This window comes from Bacillus sp. FSL R5-0434, from assembly GCF_038004745.1.
GTDB classification, from domain to species: Bacteria; Bacillota; Bacilli; order Bacillales; family Bacillaceae; genus Bacillus; species Bacillus halotolerans.
The window spans coordinates 1,542,478-1,555,420 of record NZ_JBBORV010000001.1 but is presented as its reverse complement, the minus strand read 5'-3'; the positions used below and the strand labels follow the sequence as shown (position 1 = coordinate 1,555,420).

The following is a 12,943-nucleotide window of genomic DNA, read 5'->3' as shown; positions in this document are numbered from 1 at the left end:
ACACTCATCCTTGCCTGAATTTTTCCTGAAGCGCCTTCTCGACTTCCGGCGGTACAAATTCTGACACCGCACCTTTATACTTTGCCACTTCTTTTACTATGCTTGAGCTTAAGAAAGAATATTGGTTATTTGTCATCATAAAAAAGGTTTCAATTGATTCATCAAGCACACGGTTTACGGATGTTCCCTGCATCTCGTACTCAAAATCAGACACCGCTCTCAAGCCTCTTAAAATGGCTTTTGCATTTTTTCTTTTTGCATAATCAATTAACAGCCCTTGTGACGTTTCAACTGTTATGTTCGGAATGTCTTTTGTCACTTCTCTCAAAAGCTCACAGCGTTCTTCTACACTGAATAGCGGCTTTTTTGAAGAATTGTTCAGCACACACACATACACTTGATCAAATATATTGGCCCCGCGTTTAATGATATCCAGATGCCCGTAGGTCACCGGATCAAAACTGCCGGGACAGACAGCTATACTCGTCACATCACAACCCCCTCTTTTTATAGATCGCCACCCCTGTCAGGCCGTAGGTTTCTTTTCTTGTTATCACTAGATCACCTACTGCTTCGGGAAGCTCGACGTCTTTGTCATGCTCTGCGACGATAAAGCCGCCATCCTCCAGCATTTGTTGTTCGTCTATCACACTTAAGAGCGCCTTCAGTTTTTGTTCCTTATACGGAGGATCAAGAAAAATCCCGTGAAAGCCCGCTTCTCTTTTCGCAGCTGCGTGCAAAGCACGTTCCGCATCATTACGGTACACATCTGCGTATGCTGTAAGCTCTAATGTTTTCAAGTTCGATTTCACCGTTTGAATCGCTTTAAAATCACGGTCAACAAATACACAATGCTCAAACCCTCGTGAAAGCGCTTCAATACCAAGACCTCCGCTTCCTGCGAATAAGTCAAGTCCCCTGCCCCCGTCAAAATAAGGGCCAATCATATTGAAAATGGATTCCTTCACTTTATCGGTTGTCGGTCTCGTTGATGTTCCCGGCACTGCCTTTAGTGAACGGCCTTTTTTTGATCCAGAAATTACTCTCATGTTCCACACCACTTTTTCTAAAAGCTATTTTGTTTCCTTGTTCGGCCGGACGCCGTTATGTATAAGAAAAAACCAATCCTATCTTATCATAAAGCATTCTTTCAAACAATGAGCGCTAATCTTCATATACAAGTGTATAAGCGGAATGATCATTGTCCATACTATAAGCAACAGCATCCAGAGGATGTTGTTGCCAACCGCGGAGAAGACTTACGTTTCCCCATAAGTTCTTCCTCCGGTTTCTCCTCTCCCTTTGCCTTCTCCTTAACTTGTTAAGGAATAGAAGGACCCCGCAGAAACCTGCGGGGATTTTTTTATACAGCTATATTCCGATTTTATAATCATATTCTTTTGCTTTATCAAGCTTTGACTCAAATTCCAATTTTAAAAACGGTTTATATGAAGGCTCAACTTTCTTAACAAAAGAATAAGATGAGATCTTGTCCATTGTTTTTTCAATTTGGCCCATATCACAATACAGCACGACATATTTTAAGCGTTTTGACACATAATGCACATTTCCAAACTTTCTCAGCATTTTGCTTTGCTTTAAAGAATGAAGATACACAATCATGCCTTGGCGTCTATTCTCCAATACATTCACCTGCCTGATTTCTCTTATATGTAAAAGACGAGACGGCCAGTCTCGTCATGACACTTTGCATCCGCAGCCGCCGCCTGATCCGCAGCCGCCTCCGCATGAAGACAAACCGTCAAAATAAGGATTCCCAGTCGGAACTTTAATATGCTCTGATACAGCTGTCCCAATTTCAACGCTGATTTCATCAAGAATAGACTGCAGTTCCGTCTCTGCTTTTTTGAAGTCGGCCACCTTATCGTTCAGGTCGAGCTCCCGTTTGATCTCCCTCATTTTTCGGGATATTTCTCTATAGTCAGGATGATATTTGCCAAAACGCTGCACATCCTCATATTGCTCTTTTATTTTGATAAAAGAACGAATAATCCGCCCTGCCTCTTCATCTTCCTGGAGACGCTTGTAACAATTGCGGTAGTTCTCAGCCGTCTCCGACTGCAGAATCATCTCGGCAAGCTGCTGAGCTTCACTTTGAAGCCGCACGGATTCCATCGTCGCATACATAGCACGCACCTCCAGTTGTTAGTTTACCATGAAACCAGCCAATTGGAAAATGCTTAGCCGCACTTAAAAATGGAGTTGTAAAAGCCTCCCTAGTTTACACAATGAAAAAGACCCATTTTCGGGTCTTTTAATCTTTTGTCCGCATTGCCTGGAACATTTGCATCATCATTTGCGCCATTTGAATCCCGTTCGTAAATTGATTCACCCGATGCGGAATGGTTTTTTCGTAAAAATTCATCATCTCAAGCTGAAATGAAGCCAGGTCATCCGGCTTTCTCGCAAGCCTCCGATACCATATCGGCTGTTCTCTTAAGAATCGTTTTCGTTCTTTATCTGCTAAAATAAATTCCTGAACGTCTTTGCGCATATAAGCTCTCCTTTATTAATCCTTCCGAAAAGAAAAAGGATGCTGTCCGGGTCCTGGCTGAGATTGCTTCTGTCCGCTTCCGGAAAATGTGTTGAGAAGGCTTTGCAACGATGAGATCGATTGGCTCATTTTATTGATCTGTTCATTCATTTGATTGACATCCATCTTTTTCACAGCTGTAACCATTTTAGAAACAAAATCATTTTTTTCTGATGTTTCGGGTGCCGCTTCTGCGGCTTCCTCCGGTTCTCTGTACGGGTCCCAAATTGGGTCTTTCTCTCCGAAAAGGACCCAATTTTCGTACACGTCCTGCCAGCTTCTTTGTTCTTTGCGCACTTCTTTAATCAGCTTGGGATGTTTTTTAACGAATTGTTTAAAGTCATTAATTGAATGATTGGCATGTTGATTGGCCACAATCCTCACCCCCTCCGAAAAATATACCTACTACAATGTATCGGTTTGTGAGCCATTGTGTTCGCCTAATATTCATCGAAAAATCATTTTCTCGTAAAACAAGAAGCGCAGAATAACAGAAGCTTCCTCCCCCGATAAAGCCGGGGCCTTAATTGTTCCTGAAATCAAGATTCCTGCCTTTTGCAAATGTTTGGGATTCCGCATTCCAAAGCCCATCAGAACAAGATCCTTAATCGCCCCCGGCCGATCTTAAAGTCTCCTCATCAAAAAAGAGCCGGACAGCAACACGTTGATCCAGCTTCAGCTCCTTAAAAGTTCATTTTTTTGGTAATGTCACTCACAGTATCCATTGAGAAAGCTTCGTCTGCTGCAATCACCTTGTTCTAAAGCCTTTGCAGAAACAATAAAAAGCCGCAGAACCTGTCGTCCGCGGCTGATTTCAGCGTTTAATAAAGTTTTGAGTGTAATACTTCCGGTCTACACCGACGCCAAGGTGCGTGTAGTCTGAATGTAAAAGCGCTTTTCGATGGCCTTCACTATTCAGCCAGCCTTCTACAGCAGCCGGACCGTCCACATAATTGTACGCGATATTTTCTCCCGCTTGCTCAAAGTCGACATCCCCTTTTTCTAAGCGGTCCTTCAGCGTGCCGTATTTCTTCGATACATGGGAGAAATAGTTGTTTTCTTTCATATCCTCACTGTGGCCAAAAGCCACTTCGGCCGTCGGCTGATCCCACTCAAGCTTAGCTAACCCATGTTTGACACGAATAACATTGGTCAAATCGAGTATTTGCTTTTCACTCGTTGATTGGATCTCTTTCCACTTATCTTCCGTAACGGTTTGCGGTTCTACTAACTCACCGCGGTACACTACCTCATAAGGTCTTTGCTTGACAAAGGTTTGCGCATCAAACGCCCTGATGCTGGATAGCTTCCCTTCAAATTTGTCCATATACAGCTGGACGTACATCTTCCCTACTTTTACAGTCGGTCTGGTGTTGATGTCCTCTTCAGAAAACTCAAACCGATAGGAATTTCCTTTATACTCTACATTTACAAACGGAGCCACCTGGGTTGTCTTAAATACTTCTCCCGTTGACTCACCGATTTTGAAGGGCTTTGCGTTAATATCATTTCCCGCCGCAAATAATGTGACCACTTTATTGTGCAGCATCCCGATTTGCACATACTGGTCTTTTCCCTGATTGTAAACCCACCATTCGTAATCATAAGCCGAGGGGTCAATACGTTCCGGTTCCCCAAGTTTTTTCTTTACATCGTCGGCGGATTTGCCCATAAAGGACAATAATCCTGAAGTCGGCATATGTATTCGTTTGCCGCTTGCCGCTTCCTCGTTAGAGACTTGAGGTTCGCTGTCATTTGATTTTTTTTCAGGAACAGCCCCATATTGAATAAACAGAACGTAAGTTCCGCAAATAATCAAGAGGATAACCATGGCTCTTAATATATTTTTCAATCTATCACCCCCGTGATGTGAATTGCATGTCTTGCCTTATTTTTCATTACAATACAGCCTATTTAACATGTCAAAGATTTATGTGTTAATGCAAAAAGCCTTGCTCTCTGTTTTCGTCCTCTGAAATATCTGATAAAGCACTGCCGGCACGTTCATTTGTTTGTTCAGATAAGGAAAGATCGCCAAGCGTGACAATACCAGTCAGCTTGTTGTTTTTGGTTACAGGTATGCGCCTGAGCTGATGGGATGCCATTAAATGAAGAACCTCATCAACTGGCGCGTCCTCTTCCACACTGACAGGTTTTTCAGTCATAGCGTCAGTGATTTTTTGCGAGTTTGGCCTTTTTGAGGCGATGCCTCTTAACACCAGATCACGATCGGTTACGATGCCGACCAGTGTTTCTCCATCCTCATCAACTACCGGAATGGCTCCTACATCCGCGTCTTTCATCTTTACCGCAGCTTCATATACATTATCTAATACCGTGCAATATTGCAAGTCAGCTGTCATCAGATCTTTTATTTTTGTCATCCGTAAAACCTCCTTTTATCTAGTGATATTTTCGTCAAATTTTCATTTTTGCATACTTTCAAAAGAAGAAGATTCATTGAAAGTTTAACGCTTTCATACTATGATTGTCAGGAAAGGTAATTTTTATAAGGAGGGGTCAGTGTTGAAGTTTACTGATAGCGGACTTGAAGGGGTAAAGGCTGAGCTCAGCCTCTTGGACGATTTGATGGAAAGCAAGGGACTCATCAGAGCCGGTCAATGGGATTATGAAAGAGTGACCTATGACAGAAAGTTTTCGACGATTGAGGGAACGTTTTACCTGCGGGTTCAAGGCATTGCGGCAGAGGGCGATGTCGGAAGCGGCCGCGCCGTTATTCAATTAATGCCCCCTCTATTAGGAAAACACTATTACCCGCACGGAGTGGAATACGGAGAAACAGAAGAATTCCCAGTGCAGGTTGTGACCAAAAGCAAGGCACTCATCCAGGACATCTCCGACATGCTGAAAACAGTTCAAATGTAATAAAAAAGGTACAGCCGATTGCCGCTGTACCTTTTATGATATCGTCTGCTGAATATAAGGCGGCTCCTCCTGTCCATCCTTTTCCCTTTCCTTCTTCACCCATTGGAAAAAGACAATAGCCAAAAAAGCGCCGTACACAATTTCCTGAATGATTTTCATCATAACTGCCCCAAGCTGCTGATCCTCTAACAAAGGAAGTGTGTTAAACATTTCCGGTCCTGTTAACGGAACCTGTCCCAGCATATCCGCAGGAACACAAAGCTTCATTGCTTCCGCCCAGGCAGACGGATCGGTATAAGTGGCATATAATGGCGTGCCGCTAAACATGATCAGTGCACAAGCAGGCGTGAGCAGCATACCGTCCGCCATAATATAGCCCAGCTTCATCAAACCGCTGAGCTGCGGGAGCCGAGCCACCTTGTGTACGAGCGGCCACCACATAAAAAACGCTAACACGAAGATGAGCCAAGTCATTAACGCATGGTAAAGCGTATCCGTTTTGACAGTATCAAATATTAGCGGCACATGATATAGAGAAAAAATGCCGTTAAATAAAAGCAATGCAATTAAAGGTGTAGAGAAAAATGTAAAAAATGGTTTAATGGCAGGCCGAAAAATCATTTTTTCCCAGGCCCATGCGGGAATTCCTGCGATTAATAAAGGCGGAACCACTAAATACAAAACAGCCATCTGCACCATATGGGCGCTGAACATAATATGTCCGAGCAGATCAACCGGGCTTCCTTCGGCTGCATATAAAAACAGCATCGCCGACAGAAAACAGGCCATTTCTTTACCCGTGATACGGTCAGGCTTTGAAGTCAACCGTCTGTAAAAAAAGATGTAAAACACCGTGATGCCTAAAAGGATACAAAAAAGATAAGGGCTCCACATGGCGCGAAACCCAAACACGTCTAACTGATTCATGTCTTCACCTCCGGCGGCTGCTCAAATTACCACCATATAATTGTAACAAACGCAAGCACCGTAATGAACGCGACAAACATGCCTGAATACAGAAACAATGCCGGCGCTTCATGCCCTTTCTGATTCATATGCATGAAGTAATACAGCTGAAATATCACTTGAATAGCCGCGAGCAGTATAATGAAAGGAATCGTAAACCAGCTGCCGATGCCGTCTGTTGCCACAGTCAGAAATGCAACGAGCGTAAGGCCGATCATCAGGCCAAAAGACATGACTTGATATTTCATCTCCTGAGCATGCTTCTTTTTCTTATATTCAAGGTCGCTGCTGATATGTCCTCTGCTTTTTTTATCGACCATGTTTATCCCACCATCCCCATTAAATATACAACGGTAAAGATAAAGACCCACACGACATCAATAAAATGCCAGTAAAGACTGGCCACGTAAAACTTAGGCGCTGTATATAAGCTTAAGCCCCTTTTTGCATTGCGGATCATCAGCGTGCTGATCCACAAAAGGCCAAACGCCACGTGTGCACCATGTGTGCCGACAAGCGTATAAAACGATGAGCCAAGCGCCGAGCTTGTGATGGTAAAGCCAAACTCATGTGTGTAATGCTTAAATTCATAAATTTCCAAGCCTAAAAATCCCGCACCCAATAACAAGGTAATTCCCAGCCAGAGCTGCATTTTGCCAAATGAAAAGTTTTTCATATGGTACATCGCATACACACTCGTTAAACTGCTCGTTAATAAGAGCATTGTGGCGATAAAAACGAGTGTGACATCAAACATTTCTGTCGTAGGCGGGTCACCGGCGTTTGAATTCCGTAGTGCAAGAAAAGTGGCGAAGAGAGACGCGAACAGAACAGTCTCTCCCCCAAGAAAAAGCCAAAATCCTAAAAATTTATTTTTCCCTTCCAGTGTTGCTTTTTCGGGAGAAGCTGGAAAGGTCTCTGCGGTGAATTTTTCTTCAATTTGCATTACGCCTTCACCCCTTTATCATCGTTCGGCAGTTCCTCTTTGTGAATATGATAACCGTGATCATCAATCAATGAACGGAGCAGCATTGTAAAAAATGTGATGCCAAGTCCGATAAAGATCACCGGCAGGCCCCAAGCGTGGTCGGTTCTATACAAGAGACCAAAGGCAGCGACAAAGAGACCGAAGGAAATGATCAGCGGCAGAATTGAACCGTTTGGCATATGGATATCATCAACCGGTTCAGCCGGTGTCATAGATTTGTGTCCCGCCTGCTTTTCGATCCACAGCGGGTCAAGCCCTCTGACAAATGGAAGCTGTTTAAAATTATATTCAGGCGGCGGTGACGAAACAGCCCATTCAAGCGTACGTCCGTCATGCCATGGATCATCTCCGACATATTCGCCCTTCACCGAAGTCCATATGACATTGACAAGCAGGAGGATAACTGCTGCAGCCATAAAAAACGCCCCGATTGTACTGATCAAGTTGCCGGTTTCAAGGCCCTGGCCTGGCAAGAAGGTATAAACACGGCGCGGCATTCCCATTAAACCGACAAAGTGCTGGATGAAAAAAGTAAGATGGAAACCGATAAAAAACAAAACAAATGAAATTTTCCCCATTGTTTCATGCAGAATTTTACCGAACATTTTCGGCCACCAGAAATGAACACCGGCTAATAGCCCGAATACGACTCCGCCTATAATGACATAGTGAAAGTGCGCCACAACAAAATACGTATCATGGAACTGGTAATCTGCAGCTGCCGCAGCCAGCATGACACCTGTCACACCGCCAAGCACAAAGGATGGGATAAATGAGACGGCATACAGCATGGCCGTCGTGTACTTCACATTTCCTCCCCAAATCGTCAGCAGCCAGTTAAATATCTTAATCCCGGTCGGAATCGCGATCGCCATTGTGGCAACTGCAAAGATTGCGTTCGCAATCGGTCCGAGGCCTGTCGTAAACATGTGGTGCACCCAAACCATAAAGCCAAGAAAACCGATAAGCACGATCGCAAAAACCATTGAAGAATATCCAAACAAACGCTTTCTGGAAAACACCGGGATGACCTCTGAGAAAATGCCGAAAGCAGGCAAAATCAGAATATAAACCTCCGGATGTCCGAATATCCAAAATAAATGCTCCCAAATAATCGTGTTACCGCCAAGCTCAGGATTAAAGAAATTTGTGCCGAACAGCCGATCCAGCATCATAAGAGCCAAGCCAACCGTAAGCGGCGGAAACGCGAACAAAATCAATGCCGACGCCACAAATGTCGTCCATGTAAACAAAGGCAGCCTCATGTACGTCATGCCGGGAGCCCTCATGTTAATAATCGTGGCCAAAAAGTTAATCCCGGCTATCAGCGTCCCCAGTCCGGATATTTGCAGTCCAAGGACGAAAAAGTCTATGCCGTGCCCTTTTGAATGAAGCGAAAGCGAGGCATATGACGTCCAGCCCGCATCTGGCGCTCCTCCCAAAAACCAGCTTAAGTTTAAGAAAATGCCCCCGAAAAAGAAGAGCCAAAAACCAAGCGAATTTAAAAATGGAAACGAAACATCCCGCGCTCCGATCTGCAATGGAACAACCGCATTCATCAAAGCAAATAAAAGCGGCATCGCAGCCAAAAAGATCATTGTCGTCCCGTGCATCGTCATCACTTCATTGTACGCTTGAGCACTGAGAAAAGCATTTTCCGGCTTTGCAAGCTGGATTCTGATAAACATCGCTTCAATTCCCCCGACAAGAAAAAAGAATCCACCTGCGATTAAATAAAGTATCGCGATTTTTTTATGGTCCACCGTCGTCAAATAATCCCAAAGCATAGATCCGCGCGTCCGCTTTTCTGTAAGCGCATTCAACATATGTGACCTCCCCCAATATCTCCCTTTCTTCCCTACTTGCTTTCTGCTTTCAAGCCTTTTAAGTATTCATAAAGCGCGTCCATTTCACTGTCTGAAAGCTTCGGATATGTTCCTGTCATTTTGTTCCCTGGCTTTATGCTCTCAGGGTCTTTCAGCCAGGCTTTCACATTTTCTTCATTGGCATCCTTTACCCCTGCCACTTTTGTCCTTTCACCGAAAGTCGCCAGATTTGGCGCCGTTCTTGCTGCCTCTGCACGCTTATCATTTGGCTCGACCGCATGGCAGCTCAGGCAGTTCTTCTCTTTGAACAGCTCTTCCCCCTGCTTAGCCAAATCACTTTCTGCTGCCGTCTTATAGTTTTTCATATCTTTTGTCCATGACTGGAATTCTTTCGCAGAAAGCGCCTTTACTTTAAAATCCATGAGTGCGTGTGAAGGCCCGCAAAGCTCAGCGCACTTTCCAAAAAACGTATCTCCCGCCTCTTTGCTGCGTTTTGAATCGAAAGTTAAGAAGAACGTATTTTCGTTATCAGTATTGGTATCAATTTTTCCTCCTGCTGAAGGAATCCAGAAAGAATGTTTTACATCAGAGGCTTTTAAACTGAAATAAACCCGCTGGTCTGTCGGTACGATCAGCTCCTGGCTTGTGATAATGCCGTAATCAGGATACTCGAACTCCCACCAATACAAATTTGCTCTGACATTGACAACGAGAGCATCCTCGGCTTTGCGGTTTTTCTTATCCATAGGTGATGTATCTGCGAGTTCAAGCGTATATAATACGACAGGGATAACAAGAATGATGAGCAGCAAAATAGGGATCACTGTCCATGTGATTTCTAAAAATTTATTCCCTTCCACCTGTTTTGGTATCGTGTTCTCCCCAACCCGCGACCTTCTGAATCTTACAATCACGTAAAAGAAGATAACAGATACGACTGCTACGACAACAACCATAATCAATGTACTGAGCACTGTCAGGTCATACTGTTTATCAGCCACCTCGCCAGCAGGCTTGAGCGTGGATAAAAAAGGTTTTCCACATCCGCTTAACAGAAGCGGCACCAAGGCTAATAATAAGATAAGACGCCAATGCTTTACCATTTCACCCAACCCCTTTTCTGGTCAATACAGCGGCGGAAAATAGATTGATTCCATCGCAATCCGGCCGCCTCCCAATAAAGCACTTACATTTCCTCTTCTCTTAAATTATGATTTTTTTTACTCAAAATGCCATCTATGTATAAAAGTAAAGCCGCCTGATTAAACAAAAGGTCAAGGCGGCATTCACTAGTTGTCATCGGTTATTTTGAAGCGATAAAACAAGCAATATATCTATTTTTTAGAAAAGCGTAAAGACAACCATTGCAACGAAATAGATTGTCATGTAATTCAGTGAGTAAACGAACATCATCGTCGCCCACTTCATGATATTTTTTGAACGGAAACCCATCAAACCAAGAATCAGCCAGCCGATATTTAACAGCAATCCGAGAATTACAATCGGTAGACCTAGGCTTCCTAAAAAGAATGGAAGCGGCATCAGGCACGCAACCCATACAATAATTTGTCTTTTCGTCACTTCAAATCCATATACGACTGGAAGCATTGGAATATTCGCGGCTCTGTAGTCCTCAGTTTTCTTAATGGCAAGCGATAAGAAGTGAGGAATCTGCCAAATGAATAAAATCATAAATAATACCCATGCCACGACGCCGATATTTCCTTCTACTGCCGTCCATCCAATCAGAGGCGGCACTGCTCCGGAAACACTCCCTACTACTGTGTTAATCGTATAGCGGCGTTTCGTCCACATTGTGTACAGTACAACATAAGTAAATACTCCGATAAAACCAATAACAGCAGCCATCACAGTGGTCATCAGCAGCATGATCAATCCTAAAGCAACAAGCAAAATTCCAGACCATAATGCCTGATTCGGCTGAATTTTACCCGTAACCGTCGGTCTTACTTTTGTACGCTCCATGATATGGTCAATGTCCCGGTCATACCAGTTATTGATCGCACAGGACCCCGCAATAATCAAAGATGATCCAAATAAAGTAAGAAGAACGGTGTTTATATTGCCTAAAAAGCTTAAACCGGAAATATGAAAAGCAAGCCACATTCCAGTAAAAGTTGTGATGAGATTAGAATTTACGATCCCTATTTTAATGAGGGACAGAAAATCTTTCCATGCCGTTGTTTCTTCAATTTGTCCGTCTATAGCTGTATCATTTAAGATTCTGGAGTTAGCCATAACGTAAACCTCCCTTACAAACCTAACGCAGGTTTATAATAACCTGCAACTCTATCATACAAGATAACAACTTGTAAAAAAACATCCTATTAAATATTAAACGAGAAACAGGAATTTATTTGTGAACTTTTTATGAATTTTACCAAAGATGAAGGCAAACGCCAATTCGATAATGCGTTTACCTTATTTCTATCAGACCCGGCATGAATAATCAAGTATACATTTCCAGAAGTCGTGATTCTATTATATTTTTGTGAACAAAGGGCTCTAAGAATTGCCACAAAACACATATTCGCTTACACTTGGTACGTATAAAAAATTGCAGCAGTTTGTTAAGAAGGTGGATATTTATGAATAAAGCATTAAAAGCTCTCGGTGTTTTGACAACATTTGTGATGCTTATTGTTTTAATCGGGGGAGCCCTCGTTACAAAAACAGGTTCCGGCCAAGGATGCGGCAGACAGTGGCCGCTGTGCCACGGGCGCTTCTTCCCTGAACTGAATCCCGCTTCTATTATTGAATGGAGCCACAGATTCGCAAGCGGCATCTCAATTATTCTTGTATTAAGCCTTGCCTTTTGGTCATGGAGAAAAATCACACCTGTTTTCCGTGAGACAACGTTTCTCGCTATCATGTCCATTATCTTTTTGTTTCTTCAGGCACTGCTTGGTGCGTTGGCTGTTGTGTTCGGTTCAAACGCGCTTATTATGGCGCTTCATTTTGGGATTTCACTAATTTCTTTTGCGTCTGTTTTAATATTAACTTTGCTTATATTTGAAGCTGATAAATCAGCCAGAAAACTGGTCAAACCGCTTCAAATCGGCAAGAAAATGCAATTTCACATGATAGGTATTTTGATATATTCCTATATCGTTGTGTATACTGGCGCATACGTAAGACATACAGAATCCAGTCTGGCGTGTCCTGATGTGCCGCTGTGCAGCCGGCTGAACAATGGACTTCCGACCCAATTCCACGAATGGGTGCAAATGGGGCACAGAGCTGCAGCCTTGCTCCTGTTTGTATGGATTATCGTTGCCGCTGTTCATGCGATTACTTCCTATAAAGAACAAAAGCAAATCTTTTGGGGCTGGATTTCGTGTCTTATTTTTATCACGTTACAGGCACTATCCGGCATTATGATCGTGTATTCTGAACTGGCGCTGGGCTTTGCGCTTGCGCACTCATTTTTTATTGCCTGCCTGTTTGGGGTTTTATGCTACTTCTTATTATTGATTGCACGCTTTCGTTACGAATCAAGACGGGTATAAGACATAAGACCAAAGCTCTTATACGCTTTGGTCTTTTTTATCATTCCATTTCGGCAGCTTCATATAATTCAACTTTCGGTTTGCATACTGAACTTGATGATTTATATAAGGTTTGGATAATCTCGGGCGATGATGTATTCTAAACGCGCTGCTCAATCGATGTTTGGGACAGGATTTTAATTAAAATAACTTT

General features: G+C 43.3%; 16 protein-coding genes. 2 read left to right on the top strand and 14 right to left on the bottom strand.

Annotated features, from left to right (window positions below; genetic code table 11):
- Positions 1-4 precede the first annotated feature (4 nt).
- The 8 genes from coaD to NYE43_RS08095 all read right to left on the bottom strand — a co-directional run bounded on the left by coaD (position 5) and on the right by NYE43_RS08095 (position 4,938).
- On the bottom strand, positions 5-490 hold the full coding sequence (coaD, locus tag NYE43_RS08130; protein ID WP_024121295.1) for a pantetheine-phosphate adenylyltransferase: 486 nt from the start codon (positions 488-490) through the stop codon (positions 5-7).
- A 1-nt stretch (position 491) separates the two neighbouring features.
- The gene (gene rsmD, locus NYE43_RS08125; RefSeq protein ID WP_105954181.1) at positions 492-1,049 is read right to left on the bottom strand and encodes a 16S rRNA (guanine(966)-N(2))-methyltransferase RsmD; all 558 of its coding nucleotides are present in this window, start codon (positions 1,047-1,049) and stop codon (positions 492-494) included.
- 322 nt (positions 1,050-1,371) lie between these two features.
- Entirely contained in the window at positions 1,372-1,644 is a 273-nt protein-coding gene (locus tag NYE43_RS08120) for a YlbG family protein (RefSeq protein WP_024121293.1), read from the bottom strand.
- A 54-nt stretch (positions 1,645-1,698) separates the two neighbouring features.
- Positions 1,699-2,148: a regulatory iron-sulfur-containing complex subunit RicF gene (gene ricF / locus NYE43_RS08115; protein WP_010334140.1), complete on the bottom strand. Its 450-nt coding sequence runs from the start codon at positions 2,146-2,148 to the stop codon at positions 1,699-1,701.
- Positions 2,149-2,275: 127 nt separating this feature from the next.
- Positions 2,276-2,515 (bottom strand): YlbE-like family protein, encoded by a 240-nt coding sequence (locus NYE43_RS08110; RefSeq protein ID WP_024121292.1) that lies wholly within the window; start codon positions 2,513-2,515, stop codon positions 2,276-2,278.
- A gap of 15 nt (positions 2,516-2,530) precedes the next feature.
- Positions 2,531-2,929 carry a YlbD family protein gene (locus tag NYE43_RS08105; protein WP_103671645.1) on the bottom strand — a complete coding sequence of 133 codons (399 nt, stop codon included), beginning with the start codon at positions 2,927-2,929 and terminating at the stop codon, positions 2,531-2,533.
- A gap of 439 nt (positions 2,930-3,368) precedes the next feature.
- The gene (locus NYE43_RS08100) at positions 3,369-4,406 is read right to left on the bottom strand and encodes a CAP domain-containing protein (RefSeq protein ID WP_024121290.1); all 1,038 of its coding nucleotides are present in this window, start codon (positions 4,404-4,406) and stop codon (positions 3,369-3,371) included.
- A gap of 85 nt (positions 4,407-4,491) precedes the next feature.
- Positions 4,492-4,938 carry a CBS domain-containing protein gene (locus tag NYE43_RS08095; RefSeq protein ID WP_010334136.1) on the bottom strand — a complete coding sequence of 149 codons (447 nt, stop codon included), beginning with the start codon at positions 4,936-4,938 and terminating at the stop codon, positions 4,492-4,494.
- A 139-nt stretch (positions 4,939-5,077) separates the two neighbouring features.
- On the opposite strand from NYE43_RS08095, the gene NYE43_RS08090 reads away from it, so the two are divergent.
- A complete protein-coding gene (locus NYE43_RS08090; RefSeq protein ID WP_106020356.1) occupies positions 5,078-5,440 on the top strand; it encodes a YugN family protein in 363 nt (120 codons plus the stop codon).
- 33 nt (positions 5,441-5,473) lie between these two features.
- Here the strand turns inward: NYE43_RS08090 and ctaG are convergent, their stop codons facing one another.
- The 6 genes from ctaG to cyoE all read right to left on the bottom strand — a co-directional run bounded on the left by ctaG (position 5,474) and on the right by cyoE (position 11,479).
- A complete protein-coding gene (gene ctaG / locus NYE43_RS08085) occupies positions 5,474-6,367 on the bottom strand; it encodes a cytochrome c oxidase assembly factor CtaG (RefSeq protein WP_024121288.1) in 894 nt (297 codons plus the stop codon).
- A gap of 26 nt (positions 6,368-6,393) precedes the next feature.
- Entirely contained in the window at positions 6,394-6,726 is a 333-nt protein-coding gene (ctaF, locus tag NYE43_RS08080) for a cytochrome c oxidase subunit IVB (RefSeq protein WP_024121287.1), read from the bottom strand.
- A gap of 2 nt (positions 6,727-6,728) precedes the next feature.
- A complete protein-coding gene (ctaE, locus tag NYE43_RS08075; protein ID WP_010334132.1) occupies positions 6,729-7,352 on the bottom strand; it encodes a cytochrome c oxidase subunit III in 624 nt (207 codons plus the stop codon).
- Complete coding sequence (ctaD, locus tag NYE43_RS08070) at positions 7,352-9,220, bottom strand: cytochrome c oxidase subunit I (RefSeq protein WP_024121286.1); 1,869 nt, start codon at positions 9,218-9,220, stop codon at positions 7,352-7,354. The genes ctaE and ctaD overlap by 1 nt, the downstream gene beginning before the upstream one ends.
- 32 nt (positions 9,221-9,252) lie before the next feature.
- On the bottom strand, positions 9,253-10,323 hold the full coding sequence (gene coxB, locus NYE43_RS08065; RefSeq protein ID WP_326230661.1) for a cytochrome c oxidase subunit II: 1,071 nt from the start codon (positions 10,321-10,323) through the stop codon (positions 9,253-9,255).
- 238 nt (positions 10,324-10,561) lie between these two features.
- The gene (cyoE, locus tag NYE43_RS08060) at positions 10,562-11,479 is read right to left on the bottom strand and encodes a heme o synthase (protein ID WP_010334129.1); all 918 of its coding nucleotides are present in this window, start codon (positions 11,477-11,479) and stop codon (positions 10,562-10,564) included.
- A gap of 350 nt (positions 11,480-11,829) precedes the next feature.
- Between cyoE and ctaA the strand changes: the two genes are divergently transcribed.
- A complete protein-coding gene (gene ctaA / locus NYE43_RS08055; protein WP_095714822.1) occupies positions 11,830-12,750 on the top strand; it encodes a heme A synthase CtaA in 921 nt (306 codons plus the stop codon).
- The last annotated feature ends 193 nt before the right edge of the window (positions 12,751-12,943 follow it).